We start from the raw sequence: 22,440 nt of genomic DNA, 5'->3' as shown, positions 1-22,440 counted from the left end.
TCCTCAGGCAGCCGAGGCGACGACCGCGCGGGCGGGGCGCTCCAGGGCGACCGGACGCTCGATGGTGACCAGACCGGCGAGCGCCTCCTCGCGAGCGACCGCAGCGCTGGCCTCACGCAGGACCACCGAGAGCGGCAGGTCTAGGGCCTGGCACAGCGAGGCAAGGAGCTCCGAGGAGGCTTCCTTCTGTCCGCGCTCGATCTCGGAGATGTAGCCCAGGCTGACACGGGCCTCAGCGGAGACCTCGCGCAGGGTCAGGCCTCGCTGCATGCGCGCAGAACGCAGCACCTCGCCGAGCGTGCGACGGAACAGCACCATGCGTCCTCCTGCGGGTCGTCAATGTTCTCGTGGGGTCAACGCTACCCGACGGCTGGTTCTTCCCCACGCAGGACGCTGCCCAGGAACTCGAGCGCCTGCTCCACCACGGCGTGCTGAATGGCGTGACGGTCGCCGTGCAGGTTCAGCAGGAAACTGCGTGAGCCCTCAGGTCCGGCGAGACCCACGTGCACGGTGCCCACCGCCTTGCCCTCCTGGCGGTCAGGACCGGCCACTCCGGTGGTGGAGAGGGCCCAGTCGCTGCCCACCAGTTCCCTGACCCGCTCGGCCATCTGCACCGCGCACTCGGCGGAGACGACACCGTGGCGCGACACCACCAGGGCGTCCACCCCGAGCACGTCTGTCTTCACGTCGGTGGCGTAGGAGACCACCCCGCCCCGGTAGGACTGCGACGCCCCCGGAATCGCGGTGATCGCAGCAGCGAGCTGTCCGCCGGTCAAGGACTCGGCCGTCGCGAGCGTCGCCCGACGCGCTGCGAGGGAATGAACGAGGTCGCACGCGCCGTGATGCATGACATCGACACTAAACGTCGTCGTGCCCGGTGACCAGAGCGGTCACCAGTCCCGGGCCTCACGCGAGGCCGGGACGCACGACACCCCGCTCCGGCGAACCGGGAGCGGGGTGTCGAGAAGGCAGGTGGCGTGGGATCAGCCCTGGAGCTGCTTCCGCTGACGCCAGACCTCGCGGTAGAACTCGAAGCCGGACCACAGCGTCATCACCACAGCGGCGGCGAGCGCGGCCTGACCGACGTAGAAGATGCCTTCACCGACGACACCGAACCCGTCGAAGTTGCCGCCGTGGGCGTCGCCGTGGGGCAACGGCCACACGAGGAGGCCGAGCGCAACTGCCTGCAGGGCCGTCTTGACCTTGCCCGACTGGGCAGCCGGCATGACGACCTTCTTGAGGATCGAGAGACGCAGCAGCGTCACGCTCCACTCACGCAGCAGCACCACGATCGTGACCCACCACCAGATGTCGCCGGTGATCGACAGAGCGATGAACGCCATGCCCGTGATCGCCTTGTCGGCGATCGGGTCGGCGATCTTGCCGAAGTCGGTGACCAAGTTGTACTTGCGCGCCAGGTCACCGTCGATCTTGTCGGTGATCATGGCGACGGCGAAGATCGCGAAGGCGATCCAGCGCCACAGGGTGGAGTCGCCACCGTCCTGGAGCAGTGCCCAACCGAAGACGGGCACCAGGAGGATCCGCAGCGTGGTCAGTGCGTTCGGCACGTTCCAGTTGCTGGGCTTGGCAACGGTCTCGCTCACGGGTGGCTCTCCTCGACCTGGGCCACGAGGTCGACACCGGCGGAGTCGATCACCTCGGCCCAGAACATGTCGCCGATCTTCGCATCCTCAGGTGCGCCGACCAGTTCGGTGGTGCCGTCGACCTCGGGCCCCTGGAACGAAGCGCGCCCCTCGACGACGCCGTCCTCGACACGCTCGACGAGCACCTGGACGCGCTCACCGATGCGCTCCTCGGCACGCTGGGAGGTGAGTTCCTCCACGAGTGCGCTGAGGTGGGCGACGCGGGCGTCGATCTCGTCCTGGTCGAGCTTGGCCTCGTAAGTCGCAGCCTCGGTGCCGTCCTCGTCGGAGTAGCCGAAGACACCGGTGACGTCGAGGCGGGCCTCCTCGAGGAAGTCGCACAGAGCCTGGAAGTCCTCCTCGGTCTCGCCGGGGAAGCCGACGATGACGTTGGAGCGGATGCCAGCGGTGGGAGCCGCGGCCCGGACCTGCTCCAGCAGGTTCAGGAAGGACTGCGGGTCGCCGAAGCGACGCATGCGACGCAGCACCGAGGCGCTGGCGTGCTGGAAGGAGAGGTCGAAGTACGGGACCACACCGGGGGTGTTGGCCACGGCCTTGATCAGCGACTCGCGGGTCTCGGCGGGCTGCATGTAGGAGACACGCACCCACTCGATGCCCTCGATCGCGGTGAGCTCGGGCAGCAGCGTCTCGAGGAGACGCAGGTCGCCGAGGTCCTTGCCGTAGGAGGTGGAGTTCTCCGAGACGAGGAACAGCTCCTTGACACCCTGCGAGGCCAGCCACTGGGCCTCGTGGATCACGTCGGAGGGGCGACGGCTGACGAACGAGCCGCGGAAGCTGGGGATCGCGCAGAACGAACAACGACGGTCGCAGCCCGAGGCCAGCTTGAGCGGAGCCATCGGGCCGCCGTCGAGTCGACGACGCATGGCGCGGGGACCGCTGGCCGGGGTCTCGCCCTCGGCGAGGTCGGGGGCGGAGATGACCGGCTCGGACTCCTGGGCGTGCCCGGGCACCGAGATGGTGCTGGCGTCGCGCGAGGTCGGGGAGATCGGCAGCAGGCGGCGGCGGTCGGCCGGCACGTGCGGCTGGTGCTTCTCACCGGCGACGATGCGACGCAGGCGGTCGGCGATGTCGGGGTAGTCGTCGAAGCCGAGGACCGCGTCCGCCTCGGGCAGCGAGTCCTGCAGTTCCTTGCCGTAGCGCTCGGCCATGCAACCGACGGCGACGACGGCCTGGGTCTTGCCGGTCTCCTTCAGGTCGGAGGCCTGCAGCAGCGTGTCGACGGAGTCCTTCTTGGCGGACTCGACGAAGCCACACGTGTTGACGACGACGGTGTCGGCGTCCTCGGGGTCCTCGACCAGGCGGAAACCGTCGGCCTCGAGGCGCCCTGCGAGTTCTTCGGAGTCGACCTCGTTGCGGGCACAGCCGAGGGTCACGACGGCGACGCTCAGCAGCGTCTTCTGGTCGGGGGAAGTCTCAATGGTCATCAGGAACGAGTATGCCCGCCCCGGCTGCGAACCTCCGCATCACGCTCCGGAGGGAGTGCGTGCGGTGGGTCACGGCCCGGGCGGGCACATGGGGCTCGTCGTGGGAGCCACTCGGAGGGGGTGTGGGAGTCAGTTCCCAGCGTAGGTTCCCTGGGCGGGGTCGCCGGGCTGGCCGACCGCGCCGCGTTCCTTGCCGTCGACGCTCACCGTCACCGAACCGTCGGTGCTCTGCACACGGACGGGCGACTTGGCCTTGACCTCGATCTTCTCACCGATCGCGAGCGACCCGCTGTGCACGACCGTGCCGACGCCGTCACGGACGACGATCTCGGCGCCGGACTCGGGCGCGGTCACCACGACGGTGACGGGCTCGGGCTCCCCGACGCCACCGCTGACGCCACCGGAGCCGTTGAGCACCGGGGTGTCGGGCACCTCGGCCGGGGAGTCGGTGACGACCTGGACGACGGACCACACCAGGACCAGGCCCATGACGCCGGCGAGCAACAGGGACCAGTTGGGGCCTCCACGAGCGCCACGGATCGCACCGTGCGACCCCTTGGCCAGTTCGGCCTCGAAGACCTTGCGAGCTGCGACCGGAGCGTGGCCGTACCGTTCGTCGTAGGTGCGCAGCAGGGCTGCACCGTCAGCACCGAGGACCTTGGCGAGGGTCTGCAGGTGGCCCCGGGCGTAGAAGTCGCCGCCGCAGGGCGCGAAGTCGTCGACCTCGATCGCCTCGATCACGTGCGGACGGATCCGGGTGCGCTCGGCCAGCTGGTCGACGCTCATGCCCAGACGGGTGCGGGCCGCGACGAGTTCGGCACCGATGACGGGGTCGCGGGCAGGTTCCACGGCGAAGTCGTCGATGACGACGGGCTGCACGCCGAGCGGCTCCGCGGGCGCGAGATCGAGCATCCGCTCATCGGTGGCCTGCACGCTCGGCGTCACGCCGCCCTCACGCAAGACGTCGGCGCGGGCGGCCTCGGGGACCTCGCGGACCGGTGCCGGGGTCGGGCTGGGCTGACGGGCCGCCTCGATGGCGGCCTCCTCGGCCAGGCGCTCGGCCCGCATCCGCTCCAGCTCGGCTGCTTCTTCGGCGGCCTCCTCGGCGGCGATCCGCTGCTCCTCGGCGAGACGAGCGCGTTCGGCGGCACGTTCGGCACGCTCGGCGGAACGGAGCTCCCGGGCCTGGGCGGCACGGTCGAGGAAGCCCTTGAAGTGCTCGCCCCACGTGACCTTGGCCGGCGCGGTGACACGATCACCCGCGGGGGCAGCATCGAGAACGGGGTCGAGTGCGGTGACGTCGGCCGTTGCGTCCGCGACACCCGCCGCGCCCGGGGCCTCGGCCACGCTGACGACCTGGGGACGGACGACGACGGACGTCTCCGCCGCGGCCAGTTCGGCCAGGTCGGCACCGACCCTGACCTCGTCGCTGTGGACGACCTTGGTGCCCAGCCCCAGCGGCATCGCGAGCGGGCCGCCGTGCAACCGGGTGGCAAGGCGGGCCTGTCGCGCTGCCGCGGGGTCGAGCCCGGCGAGCAGCCGCTCAGGGTTGTGCGCCACGACCTCGAGCCGGCCGTCGCTGAAGAAACCGCGTCGTTCGGTGTGCTCGACCGCCGCGACGGCGGACCACGGCAGACCGATCCAGTTGCGGCCCAGGCGCAGCCGCACGCCCTGGGTGTCGGCCACGAAGAGCGGGGTGCGGGCGTCGAGGAACGCAGCGAGCCAGACGACTCCCAGCGCCCCGGTGATGAGCACCAGGACCCAGTCGAGGACGGAGGCGGTGGCGATCGCACGGCCGAACCACGCGATCGCGACCGCCGACGACGCAGCACCGATCGCTCCCGAGACGCCACCGTTGCGGCGGACCTCGACCACGTCGGGACGGGCCTCCGTGAGGAGGTCGGCGTCGGTCGCTGCTGTCGGAGCGACGTCGGGGTGGATCGGTTCGGGCTGCGTCGGATCCGGGTGGGGGACGAAGTCCTCGGCAGTGCTCATCGCTCTCCCTCCAGGACGGCGATGATGCCGTCGAGTTCGTCGGGCTTCACGAGCACGTCACGCGCCTTGGAACCCTCACTCGGTCCCACGACGCCGCGGCTCTCCATGATGTCCATGAGTCGTCCGGCCTTGGCGAACCCGACGCGCAGCTTGCGCTGCAGCATCGAGGTCGAGCCGAACTGGGTGGAGACGACCAGTTCGATCGCCTGGATGACCAGGTCGAGGTCGTCACCGATGTCGTCGTCGAGGTCCTTCTTCGCCGTGGCCGAGACGGTGACGTCCTCGACGTAGGTGGGCTCCAGCTGTCCCTTGCAGGCCGCGACGACCTGGTGGATCTCGGCCTCCGAGACCCAGGCACCCTGGATACGGATCGGCTTCGAGGAGCCCATCGGCAGGAACAGACCGTCACCCTGGCCGACGAGCTTCTCCGCTCCCGGCTGGTCGAGGATGACGCGGGAGTCACCGAGGCTGGAGGTCGCGAACGCCAGACGGGACGGGACGTTGGCCTTGATCAGACCGGTCACGACGTCGACCGACGGGCGCTGGGTGGCGAGCACCAGGTGGATACCGGCGGCACGGGCCAGCTGGGTGATGCGGACGATCGCGTCCTCGACGTCGCGGGGCGCGACCATCATCAGGTCGGCGAGCTCGTCGACGATCACCAGCAGGTACGGGTAGGCGGAGAGCTCACGCTCGGAGCCCGGGGGAACCTCGACCTTGCCCGCACGCACGGCCTTGTTGAAGTCGTCGACATGACGGAAGCCGAAGTTGGCGAGGTCGTCGTAGCGCATGTCCATCTCGCGCACGACCCACTGCAGCGCCTCGGCGGCCTTCTTGGGGTTGGTGATGATCGGGGTGATGAGGTGCGGGATGCCCTCGTAGGCGTTCAGCTCGACGCGCTTGGGGTCGACCATGATCATCCGGACCTCGTCCGGGGTGGAACGCATCATGATCGAGGTGATCATCGAGTTGATGAACGACGACTTTCCCGAACCGGTGGCACCGGCCACCAGCAGGTGCGGCATCTTCGCCAGGTTGGTGATCACGAAGCCACCCTCGACGTCCTTGCCGAGTCCGGCGATCATCGGGTGGTGGTTGTTTCGTGCCGTCTCCGAGCGGAGCACGTCACCCAGGGTGACGATCTCCTTGTCGGTGTTGGGGATCTCGATGCCGATCGCGGACTTGCCGGGGATCGGACTGAGGATGCGAACGTCGGCCGACGCGACGGCGTAGGCGATGTTCTTGCTGAGCGCGGTGACCTTCTCGACCTTGACCGCGGGGCCGACCTCGACCTCGTAGCGCGTGACGGTCGGGCCACGGGTGTAGCCGGTGACCTGGGCGTCGATGCCGAACTCGTCCATCACCTGGGTCAGGCGTCCCACGACGTCGTCGGAGGCCTTGGTGCGGGCCTTGGCGACCGTGCCGAACTTGAGCAGGTCGCTGCTGGGCAGGGTGTAGGCGATGTCGCCCGAGAGCGCCAACTGCTCCACGCGGGGCGGGATCGGGGTGTGCGGCGGCGGCTCGGGAGCGGTCTCCTCGGGCGGCACGAACGACGCAGGCAGCGGGGACGCCACGGTCGGGGCGGCCGGGACGGCGACACCGGCAGTGGTGGTTCCGGTGAGGGAGGCACGCTCCTCGTCCTCGACGTAGGGGTCGAAGATGTCGACGCCGGCGTCCTCGAACGGGTCGACGGCCTCGAGTTCGCCGGTGGCACCGAACGGGTCCTCGGCGTCCTCGGCGATCGCGACGTCGATCGGGTCCGGCTTCGAGCGGCTGCGCTTGCGCGGGGCGGGTTCGTCGACGACCGGGGTGTCGTAGGCGGGGTCGCCCATGTCCTCGTCGATGTCGTCGGGGTCGAACGCACGACGACCGCGGACGAGCGGCTGACCGTCCTCGTCGTACTCACGGCCGAAGAGTCGGTCGCGGGCGTCGGCCAGACGCGTGGGCACCTGGTAGATCGGGGTGGCAGTCACCACGAGGGTGCCGAAGACGACCACCAGGACCAGCAGCGGAGCGACCACGAAGGACGAACGCAGCAGGTCGAGGAGGAGGTCGCAGACCACGTAGCCGACCACGCCACCGGCGCTCTCCAGCGAGGCGGCGTCACCCATCTCAGGGCGCGGGTTGCCGTTGGCCATGTGGATCAGGCCGAGCACGCCGAAGGCGATCGCTCCCCACCCGATGGCACTGCGTCCGGCAGGCGCCTGGTGGTCCGGGTCGCGCAGGGTGCGCCAGCCCAGCAGGGCGAACCAGATCGGGACCAGCCAGGCGACCTTGCCGACCGTGCCGGCCACGCCGTCGCGGACGAAGCCGAGGACTCCCCCGTCGACGGGGAACCAGACGGCGCCCGCCACCAGGAACCCCAAGGCGAGCAGGAACAGGCCGATGCCGTCACGACGGACCTCGGGGTCGATGTCGCGGGCACCGTGACCGATCGAGCGGGCCACCGCACCGATGCCGTGGGCGATCCCGAGCCAGACCGCTGCGAGCGCACGTCCCAGGGCCACGAACATGCGCTGGACCGGACCGGGTCCGGTGCGCACGGCACGCGGGGCGGGACGCGCAGAAGCGCCCGCCGACTTCGCAGCAGGGCGCTTGGTGGTCGCAGAGGATGAAGCAGTCTTGGATCGCGCAGTGGAAGCAGGCTTCTTGGAGCCGCTTCCGGAGCGCGAACCCGGTGGGGAAGACGTACGGGTCGCCATGATTCGACAGTAGTTGAGCCACTGCGCGACTCACCGGACCGACACGGTGCGTGTCGACATCCGTCACAACTCACACCCACTCCCCCACCGGTGTCCGTCCGGACGAACCGAACCCGGGGCAGGCGTCAGAGCGAGATCAGCCAAGGCGCGACGACGAGAGCCGTCGGCACCACGACGACGGCCCACGCGGCACCCAGCAGGGCCGCTGCCTGGACGCGGCGCGGCCGGAGGTCGGCCAGCAGCCGGACTCTGACGACGAGGTCGCCGTGGGCGGCGGCGTGCGCGGCCCCCATGGCACCTTCGGGCGCACGCCCTTGGGCCATGGCGAGCAGCGCCCGGCCCAGTTCGGCGGGCGAGCCGACCTTGAGGGCGGCACGGTCGGCGAGCACCTCGACCAGGAGCTTCACCTCCCGCAGGGCCGCATCGCTGGAGACCCAGTGCGGGAAGGCGCGGTGCAGGACCGTGAACGCCTCGAGGACGAGGTCGTGGCGGGCGTTGAGGTGGGCCCGCTCGTGGGCGAAGACGGCATTCAGTTCGCCCGGAGCCAAGGTCTGGACGGCAGCTGCGGAGAGCACCACCCGCGGCTGGGCCATGCTCGGCAGGCAGTAGGCGACAGGGACATCGTGCTCCACCACCAGCACCCGGCCCGAGTCAGAGCGAGTGGAGACGAGGTCGAGGGTCTCGCGCTGACGTCGCCGTTGAGCACGCAGCTTGACGCCGACCAGGTGCCCGCTCAGCAGCAGGCGTCCCACGACCACGCCGGTCAGGGTGAGGGCGAGCAGTGCGACCACGAACGCAGCAGGGCCGTGGTCGTCGCCGTGGGTCCACCGGGTCACGGTGGCCAGCCCTGCTCCCACGGCCGCCAGCACCGCGGCCGCAGCGACGGCCTGCCACAGCAGGATCGCGGCGAACGGGGTGCGTCGCAGCCAGGTCATCCGCGCCATCAGGGCAGGGACGGGCCCTGCGAGGAGGACGGCCAGGACGGCCAGCAGGTACGGGGTCATGTCAGACCATCATGACGCGGGAGTCGTCTCAGCCTGCGTCCAGGGCGGCCAGCGCCTGGCGCAGGGCGGCGATCTCCTCGGCCGAGGCGTCCTCGACGAACGCCACCAGGGCGGGGCCGCGGTCGAACGAACCGAGGTCGTCGAGGGTGCCGCGCATGAGGTCTGCAGTCATCTCCGCACGAGTACTTGCGGCCTGGTAGCGGTAGGCACGCCCTTCCTTGTGCTGGACGGTCATGCCCTTGCGCGCCAGTCTGTCCATGACGGTCATCACCGTCGTGTAGGCCACGTCGCGGCTCTCTGCAAGGACGGCGTGAACCTCACGGACGGTCATCTCATCCGCAGGAGGGAGGTCCCAGAGGACGTCCATCACTGCGCGCTCGAGGTCTCCGAGGGCGTTCTTGGTGTTGCGCACTCCTCAAGTCTACCTGCGAGCGGTCGAAGTACTACAACGTGAAGTACTACACAGATTCGTACTACTTTGGAGAGTACTACGGCACGTAGTAGGTTCGCGGCAGTAGGCGCCCGGGTTCCGACCAGCGGCGCACCCACTCTCACGTGACGGTCACACCGGCCGCCCTCTCACACCCGGAGGAACAAGGTGGAAGTCCTCGACATCGCTCGGTGGCAGTTCGGCATCATCACCGTCTACCACTTCCTCTTCGTGCCGCTGACGATCGGACTCACGTTCCTGATCGCCGTCATGGAGACCGTCTGGATCAGGACCAAGAAGGAGGAGTACCTCCGACTGGTCAAGTTCTTCAGCAAGCTCTTCCTGATCAACTTCGCACTCGGCCTCGTCACCGGCATCGTGCAGGAGTTCCAGTTCGGCATGAACTGGTCCGACTACTCCCGCTTCGTCGGTGACGTCTTCGGAGCCCCGCTGGCCGTGGAGGGACTGCTCGCGTTCTTCCTCGAGTCGACCTTCCTGGGACTGTGGATCTTCGGTTGGGACAAGCTCCCCCGCGCCCTGCACGCGGGCTGCATGTGGCTCGTCCACCTCGGCACGCTCGCGTCGTCGTGGTTCATCCTGGCCGCGAACAGCTGGATGCAGCACCCTGTGGGACACACCTACAACCCCGAGACCGGCCGCGCAGAGATGGTCGACTTCGCCGCCGTCATGTTCAACAAGGTCCAGTTGGTGACGTTCCCCCACGTCATCATGGCTGCCTACATGACTGCCGGCGCGTTCATGCTCGGCGTCGGTGCCTGGCTCTACAAGAGCCGTCGTCCCCAGCACCGCAAGGACCGCGACCTGCACCGCCTCACCATCCGGATCGGGGCGTGGGCCTGTCTGCTGGCCGGCATCGGCGTGGCGATCTCCGGTGACTTCCAGGGCAAGGTGATGACCGAGGTCCAGCCGATGAAGATGGCCGCCGCCGAGGGCCTGTACGAGACCACCTCCACCGCGCCCTTCAGCGTCCTGAGCATCGGCAAGCTCGACGGCTCCGAAGCCACCGAGATCATCCAGATCCACGGACTGCTCTCGTTCCTGGGCACCGGAGACTTCAACGGCACCGTCGAGGGCATCAACCCGCTGCGCGAGAAGTACATCGCCGAGTACGGACAGGACCCGGGTGCGGCCTACTTCAGCGCCGGCGACTACACCCCCGTCATCCCGATCACGTACTGGTCGTTCCGCTTCATGATGGGCCTGGGCATGGCCACCGCCTTCGGCGCCGCCGTGATCCTCTTCGTCACCCGACGCGGACGCCGCGTGCAGCCCGGCCGTTGGGTCGCCTGGGCCGGCATCGCAGTGCCACTGTTCGCGATCTTCGCCAACTCCTTCGGCTGGATCTTCACCGAGATGGGCCGGCAGCCGTGGGTCGTCTACGGACTGATGACCACCGAGAACGCCGTCTCGCCGGGCGTCAGCACCACCGAGGCGTGGATCTCACTGATCACCCTCACCCTGCTCTACGCCGTGCTCGCCGTGGTCGAGGTCGGCCTGCTGATGAAGTACATCAAGAAGGGTCCTGAGGCGTTCCACGAGCCACCGGACGTCAAGGTCGGCGGCAACGACGACGACAAGCCACTGGCCTTCGCCTACTGAGAGAGGAGCAACGATCATGGAACTCACCACCGTCTGGTTCTCCCTCATCGCGATCCTGTGGATCGGGTACTTCGTGCTCGAGGGATTCGACTTCGGCGTCGGCATGCTGCTGCCGTTCCTGGCGCGCAGCGAGAAGGAACGCCGCGTCATGTACAACACCGTCGGCCCCGTCTGGGACGGCAACGAGGTGTGGCTGCTGGTGGCCGGCGGAGCGACCTTCGCCGCCTTCCCCGAGTGGTACGCCACCCTCTTCAGCGGCTTCTACCTCCCGCTGTTGCTGATCCTGGTGGCGCTGATCATCCGCAACCTGGCCTTCGAGTACCGCGGCAAGAAGGACGACGACGCCTGGCGCCGCCGCTGGGACATCTGCCTGGTCATCGGTTCGTGGCTCCCCGCCGTGCTGTGGGGCGTCGCGTTCGCCAACATCGTCGCCGGTGTCCCGATCGACGCCGACAAGGAGTTCACCGGCAACCTGTTCACCCTGCTGAACCCGCTCGGTCTGCTGGGCGGCCTCACCACCGCGGCCCTGTTCGCCACCCACGGCGCGATCTTCGTGGCGCTGAAGACCGACGGCGACATCCGGCACCGGGCCCGCGCCACGGCCACCCAACTGGGTCTGGTCGCGGCCGTCCTCGCCGTCGCCTTCATGGTCTGGATGCAGGTCAAGACCGGCGACGTCGCCTCCGCGGTCGCGTTCGCCGTCGCCGCAGTGGCCCTGCTCGGCGGTCTGGCCGCCAATCGTGCCGGACGTGAGGGGTGGGCCTTCGTGGGCACCTTCATGGCCATCGCACTGGCTGTCGGCGGTCTCTTCCTCGCGTTGTTCCCCGACGTGATGCCCTCGACCACCGACACAGCGTTCTCGCTCACCACCACCAACGCCGCAGCCACTGCGTACACGTTGAAGGTGATGACGTGGGTGGCGGTCGTCTTCACCCCGATCGTCCTGATGTACCAGGCCTGGACGTACTGGATCTTCCGCAAGCGCATCACCGTGGCTCACATCCCCGAGCCCACCGGTCTGCGCCCCGAAGACTTCGTCGACGCCCCCGCAACCGCTCGGGAGGACTGAGCACCGTGAAGCCACTGGACCCTGCACTGCTCCCCCACCTCGCTCCCGCGAGGCGACCTCTCGTCCTCGGGCTGGTCGCCGGAGCGGTGCAGGGTCTGCTGGCCGTCGCGCAGGCGTTCGCGATCGGGGCACTGATCGTCGCTCTGGTCACCGACCCCGCCTCGCAGGCCTGGCACACCCCCGCCCGGTGGTTCGTCCTCGTCCTGGCGGGCCGGGCCGTGACCACGTGGCTGGTCACCGTCACCGGCGCCGCCGCTGCGTCCCGGGTCTCCACGGTGCTGCGCCGTCGTCTCCTGGAGGCAGCCGCACAGCTCGACCCGCTCGAACTCTCCGGGCGACGCACGGGTGAACTCACCACGCTTGCGACCCGCGGCGTCACCGCAGTCGAGCCCTACCTGACCCGCTACCTGCCCTCGCTGGTGCTGGCCGTCGTGCTGCCGGTCGCCACCCTGGGGGCAGTCTTCGCGCTCGACTGGATCGCGGGTCTCGTCATCCTGTGCACACTGCCACTGGTGCCGGTCTTCGCGATCCTGATCGGTGTCAGCACCCGGGAGAAGGCCGACGAGCAGTGGCAGGCGATGTCAGCCCTGGCCGGCCACTTCCTCGACGTCGTGCGTGGTCTCCCCACCCTCGTCGCCCATCGGCGGGCCACCGCCCAGTCGGCGCGCGTACGTGAGGTCACCGACCGACACCGGCGCGCCACCCTCGACACCCTCAAGGTCGCGTTCGCCTCCAGCGTCGCTCTCGAACTCATCGCGACCATCTCGGTCGCACTGGTCGCGGTCACGGTCGGCCTGCGCCTCGCGGCCGGCGGGATCGGATTCGAGACCGCCCTCGTCGTGCTGCTGCTCGCACCCGAGGCGTACTGGCCCCTGCGCCGGGTGGGTGCTGAGTTCCACTCCGCAGCCGAGGGAACCACCACCTTCGTCGCCGCCACCGCGCTGCTGGCCGATGCCACCGCCCACGCCACCCACGTGCCCGCCGACGTCCGCCGGCCCGCGGCGCTCTGCCCCGGCAACGCCGTCAGCGCGCGTCCACGGATCGTGCTGCACGACGTCAGCCTCACCTACCGCGGACGCTCCACGGCGGCGCTCGCCCCGATCTCGGCCGCCCTCCCCGAGCGTGGACTCGTGGCGGTCGCAGGGCCCTCGGGCGCCGGGAAGTCGACCCTGCTCGCGGTGATCGCCGGCGAACTCACGCCCAGCACCGGCATGGTGACCGTCGACGGCACCCCGCTGGAGTTCGTCGACCCGGCTTCCTGGCGACGCCGCGTCGCGACCGCGCCCCAGCGGCCGTGGCTGACGGCGGCGACGATCAGCGAGAACCTGCTGATCGGGCGGCCTGACGCTGCGCCTGCGGACCTGTACGCGGCTCTGGCCACGGTCGACCTCGACACCGTGGTCCGTGCCCTCCCCCTGGGTCTGGACACCCCACTCGGTGAGGACGGCGCAGGGCTCTCCGCCGGTCAGCGTGCCCGCCTCGGGCTGGCCCGCGTGGTGCTCTCCGAGCGCCCCGTCGTCCTGCTCGACGAGCCCAGCGCGCACCTCGACACCGCGTCCGAGTCAGTGCTGCTGCGCACCCTCGCCCGACTCGCGCAGGACCGCCTCGTCGTCGTGGTCGCCCATCGCGACAGCGTCGTGGACGCGGCCGACGTGGTGATGCGAGTTGCGGCGCCGATCCACCGCAAGGACCTCCCGGCCGCCGTCACACCGCCCCTCGCGGACCTCCGCACAGCCGCTCAGGCTCCGGCGCCCGCCAGCGACATCCCTGACCTCGTGCCGTCGCGCTTCGGGCTCCGCACCGGCATCGTCCTCGGTGCCCTCTCCACCCTCTCGGGAACTGCACTGACCGCCACCGCCGCGTGGTTGATCACCCGCTCCTCAGAGCACCCGCCGGTGCTGATGCTGATGGTGGCGATCGTCGCGGTCCGTACCTTCGGGCTGGCTCGTCCGGTGCTGCGCTACGCGGAACGCCTGGTCTCCCACGACGCCGCGTTCCGCCAGCTCGCGGAGCGCCGCGCCCGGATCTACGACGTCCTCGTGCCGCTGGCTCCGGGCCGTCTGGGTGTGCGACGCGGTGACGTGCTGACGCAGGTCGTCGACGACGTCGACCTGCTGGTCGACGAACAGCTCCGGGTCCGTCAGCCGCTGTGGACTGCGCTGCTCGTGTGTGCGGTGGCTGCCACGTTGGCCGCGATCCTCGACCCCACGACCGGACTGGTCGTTCTCGGTGTCTGCGTCGTGGCAGCCACCGCCTTCCTGCTGACGCGGCGCGGCGTGGCTGCTGCCGAGACCGAGTTCGTCACCGCCCGGGCCGAGGTGTCGGTGCAGAGCGAGGACTGGTTCTCCTCGGTCCGCCAGTACGTGGCCTGGGGCGCCCAGGACCACGCTCTCGACCGGGTCGACGTGGCCGCCCGTCGGTTGGGATCCGCCGCGGCCCGCTCAGCCCGGGCCGTGGGCCTGGGACACGCGGTCGTGGTGCTCGCCACCGGCCTGGGGGTCGTCCTCGCGGCCCTCACCACGCAGGACGCCCTGGCTGCAGGCACTCTGTCGGGCCCTCTGGCAGCGCTGCTGGTGATGCTGCCGCTGGCGCTGGCCGACGCCCTCGCTCCGCTCGTCGACGCCGCCGCGGTGCAGGTCCGGACCCGCACCGCGCGGGCCCGTCTCGACGCCGTGGAGCAGATGGCCCCGACCGTCGCTCCCGACGCCCCGGGAGCAGTGGACGTCCTCGGACAGCACCCTTCGCTCGCCGTGACCGACCTGACGGCCGGGTGGGGCACCACGCCTGCGCTGTCTGGCGTTTCTCTCGATCTCACACCCGGCGCCCGGGTCGGACTGGTCGGCCCGAGCGGCTGCGGAAAGTCCACCCTCGCCGCTGTGCTGATGCGCTTCCTCGACCCCGCCGAAGGTCAGGTGACCTGGGACGACGCACCCGTGCAGACGCTCACCGCCGACGCGGTCCGGAGCCGGGTCGGTCTGGTCGACGACGACCCCTACGTCTTCACCTCCAGCGTCGTCGAGAACGTCCGTCTGGCACGCCCGACCGCGAGTGACGCGGAGGTCGAGACCGCTCTGCGTCAGGTCGCCCTGGGCGACTGGATCGACGCGCTCCCCCACGGCATCCACACCCTCGTCGGCGAAGGGAACGCGCACGTCTCCGGTGGCGAACGGGCCCGGATCGCGCTGGCCCGTGCCGTGCTCGCCGACCAGCCCGTGCTGGTGCTCGACGAACCCACCGCACATCTGGACACCGACACCGCGCGCGCCGTCACCGCCCAACTCCTGGGTGACGACGTCGCCGGAACCCGGCGTTCGGTGCTCTGGATCACTCACGGCACGGTGGGGCTGGACCAGATGGACCACGTCCTGCGGCTGGGGCCAGTGGCCGAACCGGTCGCCTGATCGCTCGTCACGGCCGAGAACGGCGAAGGGCCCGTCCCCGGAGAACTCTCCGAGGACGGGCCCTTCGCGTCACGTCAGGCGCGGATCAGCCGCAACGCTCGTGACCGATCTCCATCACGACGGGGACGATCATCGGGCGACGACGGTGTGCCTTGTTGACCCAACGACCGATCACGCGACGAGTGTTCTGCTGGAGCGTGTAGGCGTCGGTGACGCCGTCGGCCAGCGCAGCCTCGAGACCCTTGATGATCTGCGGCTTCACCTGGTCGAAGGTCGACTCCTCCTCGGCGAAACCGCGCGCAACGATCTCGGGACCCTTGACGACCTGCTTGGTCTCGAAGTCGACCACCGTGATGATCGAGATGAAGCCCTCCTCGGCGAGGATGCGGCGGTCCTTGAGCGAGGACTCCGATGCGCCACCGACGGTGCGACCGTCGACGAAGACGTGTCCGCACTCGACCTTGCCGACCACGGAGGCCTTGCCGTCGACGAGGTCGACGACGTAACCGTCCTCGGTCAGGACGACGTTCTCGGCCGGGACGCCGGTCTCGATCGCGAGGTCGGCGTTGGCGCGCAGGTGGCGCACCTCGCCGTGGACCGGCATGACGTTGCGCGGCTTGACGATGTTGTAGCAGTACAGGAGCTCACCGGCGCTGGCGTGGCCGGAGACGTGCACCAGGGCGTTGCCCTTGTGGACGACGTTGGCTCCGAGCTTCTGCAGGCCGTTGATGACGCGGTAGACCGACGTCTCGTTGCCCGGGATCAGAGAGCTGGCGAGGATGACGGTGTCGCCCTCCTCCAGGTCCACGAAGGAGTGGGTGCGCTGGGCGATGCGGGACAGCGCGGAGAGCGGCTCGCCCTGAGAACCGGTGGAGATCAGGACCTGACGCTCCGGGGGGAGCTTGGCGAGTTCCTTGGCGTCGACCAGCACGCCGTCGGGGACGGTCAGGTAGCCGAGGTCCTTGGCGATCTGCATGTTGCGGACCATCGAGCGACCGACGTAGGCGACCTTGCGGTTGTGCGTGACGGCCGCGTCGAGGATCTGCTGGACGCGGTGGACGTGGGATGCGAAGCAGGCCGCGATGATGCGCTGCTCGGACTTGTAGAACGCACGGTCCAGGACCGGGCCGATGCTCTTCTCGTGGGTGGTGAACCCGGGCACCTCGGCGTTGGTGGAGTCGGTGAGGAACAGGTCCACACCCTCCTCGCCGAGGCGGGCGAAGGCACGCAGGTCGGTGATGCGACCGTCCAGCGGGAGCTGGTCCATCTTGAAGTCACCGGTGTGCAGCACCATGCCGGCGCCGGTGCGGATCGCGACCGCGAGGGCGTCCGGGATGGAGTGGTTGACCGCGACGAACTCGAGGTCGAAGGGACCGAACGCGATGCGGTCGCCCTCCTTGACCTCGTGGTGGACGGTCTGCTTGAGGCGGTGCTCACGCAGTTTGGAGTCCAGGAGCGCGAGGGTCAGCTTGGAACCGACCAACGGGATGTCCTGACGCTCACGCAGCAGGTACGGGGAGGCACCGATGTGGTCCTCGTGACCGTGGGTGAGGACGAGCGCCTCGACGTCGTCGAGGCGGTCACGGATCGCCTCGAAGTCGGGGAGGATCAGGTCGACGCCGGGGTGGTGCTCCTCGGGGAAGAGCACGCCGCAGTCGACGATCAGCAGGCGACCGCCGTACTCGAAGACGGTCATGTTGCGACCGACCTCGCCCAGACCACCCAGCGGGATGATGCGGAGCGCGCCCTCGGCGAGCGGCGGCGGGGTGGTCAGGTCAGTACGGGCGTAGGTCATGCAGTTCCTCAGATCAGGCCTGCGGCCGCGAGGCCTTCACGCAGGGCTTCGTGTTCGGCATCGTCCAGTGCGACCAGCGGTCCACGGACGGTGCGGTTGTCGAGGACCCCCAGCAGCTGCAGGGCGGCCTTGGCGGTGGTTGCGCCGTAGTTCGGGACGCCCATGACGGCGTCAAATGCCGGCATCAGCCGGCGGAAGATCGTGAGCGCGCCGACGTGGTCGCCAGCGAGGAAGGTCTCCATCATCTGCTTGATCTCGGTGCCGGCGACGTGGCCGACGACGGAGACCAGGCCCACGGCACCGTGGGCGAGGAAGGAGAGCGTGGCCGGGTCGTCGCCGGAGTAGACGGCGTAACCCATGTCGGTGAGGCGGGTGGCGCGGACCATGTCACCGTACGCGTCCTTGACGGCGACCACGCGCTCATCCTGGATCGCCTTGGCGTAGGTCTCCTCCGAGATGGTGATCCCGGCGCGGCCGGGCACGTCGTACAGCATCACCCGGAGGTCGGAGGACGCGGTGACCTGGGCGAAGTGCTGCTGCACGCCCGCCTGCGACGGCTTGTTGTAGTACGGGGTGACCAGCAGGATGCCGTCCACGCCGATCTTGGCGGCGTTCTGCGCCAGCTCGATCGAGTGGGCGGTGGAGTTGGTGCCGACACCCGCGATGACGCTGGCGCGGTCACCGACCGCGTCCTTGACGGCGGCCAGGATCTGGGCGTCCTCAGCGACGGTGGTGGTGGGTGCCTCGCCGGTGGTGCCGGAGACGACGACTCCGTCGTTGCCGTTGTCGACCAGGTGGGCCGCGATCCGGGCGGTGGCGTCGAGGTCTACCGAGCCGTCCTCTTTGAACGCGGTGGCCATGGCGGTCAGCAGACGTCCGAAGGGGGCAGCGGGTGCAGTGCTCATGAAGGACAGGTTATCGCTCCTTCCCCCGTCCGCTGCGACCGCCACCGCGCTTGGGCCACGTCGTGCACGAGTCGTTACCCCGTCCGGGGGCCCGACAGGTGCCCGTCGGGCCCCGGCCGGGTCGCGTCCGGACGAGGTCGGCGACCTCAGTCGAGGTGAGCCATGACCTCCGCAGCCACCAGACGGAGGTGGTCGAGGTCGCCCAGGTCGAGCACCTGGAGGTAGATCCGGTCGGTGCCGATCGAGCGGTACGTCCCGATCTTCGCGAGCACCTCCTCCGGCGTGCCGGCCAGACCGTTGAGGCGCAGTTCGTCGACCTCGCGGCCGATCGCGGCGGCGCGACGGGCGATCTCGGCCTCGTCCCGACCGACGCAGAGCACCAGCGCGGCAGAGCGCACCAGCGTCGCCGGGTCACGCTCGATCTCCTCGCAGGCGCGGTCGACTCGGGCGTAGGCCGCAGCGGTGTCGGTGACGGAGGCGAAGGGGACGTTGAACTCGTCCGCGTACCGCGCTGCCAGCGCCGGGGTGCGCTTCTTGCCGTGGCCGCCGACGAGCACGGGCACCCGCTCCTGGGTGGGCTTGGGCAGGGCCGGGGAGTCGGTGAGCGTGTAGTGCTCGCCGACATGGGTGAACGTCTCCCCCGCCGGCGTGGCCCACAGACCGGTCACGATCGCGAGCTGCTCGGCGTAGCGGTCGAACCGCTCACGGGTGTCGGGGAACGGGATGCCGTAGGCGGAGTGTTCCTCGCCGAACCAGCCGGCACCCAGACCGAGCTCGACCCGGCCGTTGCTCATCTGGTCGACCTGGGCCACCTGGATGGCCAGGACGCCGGGGTGGCGGAAGGTCGCCGAGGTCATCAGGGTGCCGAGGCGAATGCTGGTGGTGTCACGCGAGAGACCTGCGAGGGTCGTCCAGGCGTCGGTCGGACCGGGCAGGCCGTCGCCGCCCATCGTCAGGTAGTGGTCGGACCGGAAGAAGGCTCCGTAGCCGAGTTCCTCGGCGGTGCGGGCGACCGCGAGGAGGTCGTCGTAGGTGGCGCCCTGCTGGGGTTCGGTGAAGATGCGCAGTTCCATGGCCCAAGCCTGCACGGTGCCGGGGACGGGGCCAAGCCTGCGCGGACAGAACCGTCCCCCTGAGCACCGAGGACCGAGGACCGAAGAGCACACACGCCGCAGCCCCGGTCGGTACGGACCGGGGCTGCGGTGTTGCTGGGGTGTTGCCGGGTGCTGCTGGAGTGCTGCGCCGCTAGCGGACGCACACGCCAGACATCACTTGGTGGCCTTGCGCCAGGCGACCGCCACCGAGCGGTGGGTGTTGGCGGTGCTCGGGGTGAAGACAGCCTCGACACCCACGGTGCCGGCCTTGGAGCGCGCCGGGAGCGTCGTGGTGACGCGCCCCTTGGCAGTGGCCTTGAGGGCGACGGTCTTCTTCTTGGCGCCGTTGACCTTGAGAGTCACCTTGCCGACGGGAGCCTTGCCGTCGGTGCCCTTGACGACGACGGTGACGTTCATCTTCTTGCCGACCTTGACGGCACCGGTGACCTTGACGGTCGTGGTGGTGACGACGGGGACGGGCTTGGCCGGAGTGGTCGGCGTCGGCTTCGTGGTCGGAGTCGGAGTCGCGCTCGGCTCCGGGGTCGGCGTCGGCTCCGGAGTCGGCTCGGGGGTCGGCTCGGGGGTCGGCTCTGCGGCCGGCTTCCAGACCGCGGGCGAGTTGCCGATGGTGTCGAACCAGGTGCGAGCCTGGGCAATGTCGTCGGTGGCCGCGCGGGAGAGCAGCAGCAGGAGACGCGCCTTGGGACCCTGCAGGTCTCCGGCGGAGATCATGCCCTTGGCGCTGGAGCCGGACGCGGTGCCGGTGCCGGTGCGCGACGTCGTCGTGAACCAGACGTCCTTGGCGATCGCCGCGGTGCGCGAGGCGCCCATCGTGCCGCTCAGGCCACCGGTGCCGGTGCCCATGGTGACGATGCCCTTGGCTCCGTCGGCCACGAAGCCGTCGATCATCGAGCCGGAGGCTTCCTGGTAGACGTAGGCGATCTCGACCTTGGGCAGATCGGCCGCGGCGATCTTCGCCATGTCGAACGGCGTGAACCACGCGTCGGTGTCACAGTCAGCGGCACGCGAGGGAGCGTGGTTGATGACCGTGGCCTTCTCGTCGACGTAGCCGAGTGCGCCACCGGACGGGGACTCGAAGGTGTCCATGCGGGTCGTGCTGCCCTTGCGGACCTCACGGGCGGCGTGGATGGTGTCGTTCAGCATCAGGACGGTGCCGAAGCAGTAGGTCTCCTGACCTGCTGCGAGCTTCACGGCGTTGAAGAGGTTGGCCGGGCCGTCGGTGCCGAGCACGATCGAGTCGGCCGGCGTGGCGCCAGCAGCCCAGGGGCGCATGGCACCAGTGATGACGACGGGCTTCTTCGACTGCACGGTGAGGTCGAGCCAGTAGGCGAACTCCTCCATCGTGTCGGTGCCGGTGGTGACCACGACACCGTCAGCGGTCTCCAGGGCCTTCTCCACCGCGATGGTCAGTTCGCGGTACTTCTCGATGGTGTACGAGGACGAACCACCGTTGCCGAACTGCACGGAGTCGACGTCGGCGACGCCGTCGAGATCGGGCTTGAGGACGTCAAGCATGTCGCCGATGCCGTAGGTGCCGGCGGCGTAGGAGCCGAAGCTGGCGCGGTCGCCGCGGGCCTTGCCGGCCAGGGTGCCGCCAGTGGCGACGACGGTGACCTTGGGCTTGACCTGCGGGTCGGCGGCCATGAGGACGGCCTGCTGGTAGCTGGTGGAGGGCAGCGTGATGCCGGCGCTGACGCCTGCCTGCGCGCTCTGGGTGAGCAGCGCCGGGAGAGCTGCGGCGACGAGGCCTGCGGTCACGACGCCCGCGGCGAAGGTGCGGGTGCGGCCACGGCCGATGCGGAGGGTGGTGTTCATGTCATTCACCGTTCGTCTCGTCCCGCTCACTCGGCGGAGTAGGTGGACTGGGGGTTGCCGATGGTGTTGAACCAGGTGCGGGCCTGGGCGATGTCGGCGGTGGCAGCACGCGAGAGCAGCAGCAGGAGACGAGCCTTGGGCCCCTGCAGGTCGCCGGCGGAGATCATTCCCTTCGACGACGACGCCGAGGCGGTGCCGGTTCCGGTGCGGGACGTCGTCGTGAACCAGACGTCCTTGGCGATCGCAGCAGTGCGGGCTGCGCCCATGGTGCCGCTCAGGCCACCGGTGCCGGTGCCCATGGTGACGATGCCCTTCGCTCCGGCATCGACCGCAGCGGTGATGCCGGCGCCGCTGGCGCCCTGGTAGGCGTAGGCGATCTCGACCTTGGGCAGGTCGGCGGCAGAGATCTCGTCCATGTCGAACGGCGTGAACCACGCCTTGCTGTCGCAGTTCTCCATCCGGGCCGGGGCCCGACGCAGGGTGGTGGCGCTCTGGTCGATCCAGCCCGCGGGGCCCAGCAGCGGGGTCTCGAAGGTGTTCATCCGGGTCGTGTTGCCCTTGCGGACCTCACGGGCGGTGTGGATCTCGTCGTTGAGCATCAGCACGGTGCCGAAGCAGTAGGTCTGCTGACCTGCTGCGAGCTTCACGGCGTTGAAGAGGTTGGCGGGACCGTCCGTCCCGATCACCGGGTCCTTGTCCGGGGTCGCGCCGGCAGCCCAGGGACGCATCGCACCAGTGATCACGACCGGCTTCTTCGACTGCACGGTGAGGTCGAGCCAGTAGGCGAACTCCTCCATCGTGTCGGTGCCGGTGGTCACCACGACACCGTCAGCGGTCTCGAGAGCCTTTTCCACCGCGATGGTCAGTTCGCGGTACTTCTCGATCGTGTACGACGACGAACCGCCGTTGCCGAACTGCACGGAGTCGACGTCGGCCACTGCATCGACCTCGGGACGCATGACGTCGAGCATGTCCGCGATGGCGTAGGTACCCGCACGGTAGGAGCCGTAGGCGGTCCGGCCGTTCGCCTTGCCGGCCAACGTCCCGCCGGTGGCGACGACGGTGACCTTGGGCTTGACCTGCGGGTCGGCGGCCTTGAGGACGGCCTGCTGGTAGGCGACGCTGCGGATCTGCAGTGCCTCCCCCGCCGGGGGCTCGCCGTGGTCGGCCACGTCGCTGTTGCTCACCAACGCCACCGCACAGGTCGCGCCGACTGCGGCGGCCGCGGTGGCGGCGCAGGCGCGACGCACCAGACGTGCTGCCCTCGTCTTCTTCACATCCATGCGAACTCCATCCTCGATCGACGAAGTCCCGTGTGCCGGGACCTCGTTGGTCCCCCCACGGATGAAGGTAGGCAGCCGCCATGACACCTCGACGTCATTCCTGATTCATTGATGTTTCAAAAAGACTGGGTTTGTTTCAGGAGATCGTTCCCACCCGGAACCACACGGAACAGCCTCCGGAAACAGCAGTGACGGCGCGGATCCGGCCCGTGAACGGC

Annotated in this window: 16 protein-coding genes; 3 read left to right on the top strand and 13 right to left on the bottom strand. The window is 69.5% G+C overall.

All coding sequences use genetic code 11. The features are described 5' to 3' along the window. Nucleotides 1-3: 3 nt before the first annotated feature. The 8 genes from EOV43_RS06730 to EOV43_RS06695 all read right to left on the bottom strand — a co-directional run bounded on the left by EOV43_RS06730 (nucleotide 4) and on the right by EOV43_RS06695 (nucleotide 9,201). Nucleotides 4-318 (bottom strand): helix-turn-helix domain-containing protein, encoded by a 315-nt coding sequence (locus EOV43_RS06730; RefSeq protein ID WP_128220401.1) that lies wholly within the window; start codon nucleotides 316-318, stop codon nucleotides 4-6. Between the two features lie 41 nt (nucleotides 319-359). After that, nucleotides 360-848, bottom strand: coding sequence for a CinA family protein (locus EOV43_RS06725; RefSeq protein WP_128220399.1), 489 nt, complete (start codon nucleotides 846-848; stop codon nucleotides 360-362). 135 nt (nucleotides 849-983) lie between these two features. Then, the gene (gene pgsA / locus EOV43_RS06720; RefSeq protein WP_128220398.1) at nucleotides 984-1,604 is read right to left on the bottom strand and encodes a CDP-diacylglycerol--glycerol-3-phosphate 3-phosphatidyltransferase; all 621 of its coding nucleotides are present in this window, start codon (nucleotides 1,602-1,604) and stop codon (nucleotides 984-986) included. Further along, on the bottom strand, nucleotides 1,601-3,052 hold the full coding sequence (rimO, locus tag EOV43_RS06715) for a 30S ribosomal protein S12 methylthiotransferase RimO (protein ID WP_206611459.1): 1,452 nt from the start codon (nucleotides 3,050-3,052) through the stop codon (nucleotides 1,601-1,603). Before rimO ends, pgsA begins: the two co-directional genes overlap by 4 nt. A 165-nt stretch (nucleotides 3,053-3,217) precedes the next feature. Beyond that, nucleotides 3,218-5,083, bottom strand: coding sequence for a helix-turn-helix domain-containing protein (locus EOV43_RS06710; RefSeq protein WP_128220394.1), 1,866 nt, complete (start codon nucleotides 5,081-5,083; stop codon nucleotides 3,218-3,220). Further along, nucleotides 5,080-7,785 (bottom strand): FtsK/SpoIIIE family DNA translocase, encoded by a 2,706-nt coding sequence (locus EOV43_RS06705; RefSeq protein WP_206611414.1) that lies wholly within the window; start codon nucleotides 7,783-7,785, stop codon nucleotides 5,080-5,082. Before EOV43_RS06705 ends, EOV43_RS06710 begins: the two co-directional genes overlap by 4 nt. Before the next feature lie 125 nt (nucleotides 7,786-7,910). Beyond that, nucleotides 7,911-8,789, bottom strand: a complete 879-nt coding sequence (locus EOV43_RS06700; protein ID WP_128220392.1) for a M56 family metallopeptidase — start codon at nucleotides 8,787-8,789, stop codon at nucleotides 7,911-7,913. A gap of 28 nt (nucleotides 8,790-8,817) precedes the next feature. Then, nucleotides 8,818-9,201, bottom strand: a complete 384-nt coding sequence (locus EOV43_RS06695; protein WP_128220390.1) for a BlaI/MecI/CopY family transcriptional regulator — start codon at nucleotides 9,199-9,201, stop codon at nucleotides 8,818-8,820. Nucleotides 9,202-9,387: 186 nt separating this feature from the next. Between EOV43_RS06695 and EOV43_RS06690 the strand changes: the two genes are divergently transcribed. The 3 genes from EOV43_RS06690 to cydD are packed head-to-tail and all read left to right on the top strand — an operon-like array spanning nucleotide 9,388 to nucleotide 15,309. Then, a complete protein-coding gene (locus tag EOV43_RS06690; RefSeq protein ID WP_128220388.1) occupies nucleotides 9,388-10,839 on the top strand; it encodes a cytochrome ubiquinol oxidase subunit I in 1,452 nt (483 codons plus the stop codon). A gap of 16 nt (nucleotides 10,840-10,855) precedes the next feature. Further along, nucleotides 10,856-11,908 carry a cytochrome d ubiquinol oxidase subunit II gene (gene cydB, locus EOV43_RS06685; protein WP_128220386.1) on the top strand — a complete coding sequence of 351 codons (1,053 nt, stop codon included), beginning with the start codon at nucleotides 10,856-10,858 and terminating at the stop codon, nucleotides 11,906-11,908. 5 nt (nucleotides 11,909-11,913) lie between these two features. After that, a complete protein-coding gene (gene cydD, locus EOV43_RS06680; RefSeq protein WP_128220385.1) occupies nucleotides 11,914-15,309 on the top strand; it encodes a thiol reductant ABC exporter subunit CydD in 3,396 nt (1,131 codons plus the stop codon). 85 nt (nucleotides 15,310-15,394) lie between these two features. Here cydD and EOV43_RS06675 read toward each other — a convergent pair whose 3' ends face one another. From EOV43_RS06675 to EOV43_RS06655, 5 genes are all read right to left on the bottom strand, one after another. After that, a complete protein-coding gene (locus tag EOV43_RS06675; protein ID WP_128220383.1) occupies nucleotides 15,395-17,104 on the bottom strand; it encodes a ribonuclease J in 1,710 nt (569 codons plus the stop codon). 8 nt (nucleotides 17,105-17,112) lie between these two features. Next, nucleotides 17,113-18,009, bottom strand: a complete 897-nt coding sequence (dapA, locus tag EOV43_RS06670) for a 4-hydroxy-tetrahydrodipicolinate synthase (RefSeq protein ID WP_128220381.1) — start codon at nucleotides 18,007-18,009, stop codon at nucleotides 17,113-17,115. Nucleotides 18,010-18,155: 146 nt separating this feature from the next. Next, nucleotides 18,156-19,082, bottom strand: a complete 927-nt coding sequence (locus tag EOV43_RS06665; RefSeq protein ID WP_128220379.1) for an LLM class F420-dependent oxidoreductase — start codon at nucleotides 19,080-19,082, stop codon at nucleotides 18,156-18,158. Nucleotides 19,083-19,277: 195 nt separating this feature from the next. Continuing rightward, nucleotides 19,278-20,939 carry an asparaginase domain-containing protein gene (locus EOV43_RS06660; protein WP_206611413.1) on the bottom strand — a complete coding sequence of 554 codons (1,662 nt, stop codon included), beginning with the start codon at nucleotides 20,937-20,939 and terminating at the stop codon, nucleotides 19,278-19,280. Between the two features lie 26 nt (nucleotides 20,940-20,965). Next, nucleotides 20,966-22,222: an asparaginase gene (locus tag EOV43_RS06655; RefSeq protein ID WP_128220377.1), complete on the bottom strand. Its 1,257-nt coding sequence runs from the start codon at nucleotides 22,220-22,222 to the stop codon at nucleotides 20,966-20,968. Between the last annotated feature and the right edge of the window lie 218 nt (nucleotides 22,223-22,440).

Origin of the sequence: Nocardioides yefusunii (assembly GCF_004014875.1) — a bacterium.
In the GTDB taxonomy this organism is placed as follows: Bacteria; Actinomycetota; Actinomycetes; order Propionibacteriales; family Nocardioidaceae; genus Nocardioides; species Nocardioides yefusunii.
This window is presented reverse-complemented; position numbering and strand designations above follow the sequence as displayed.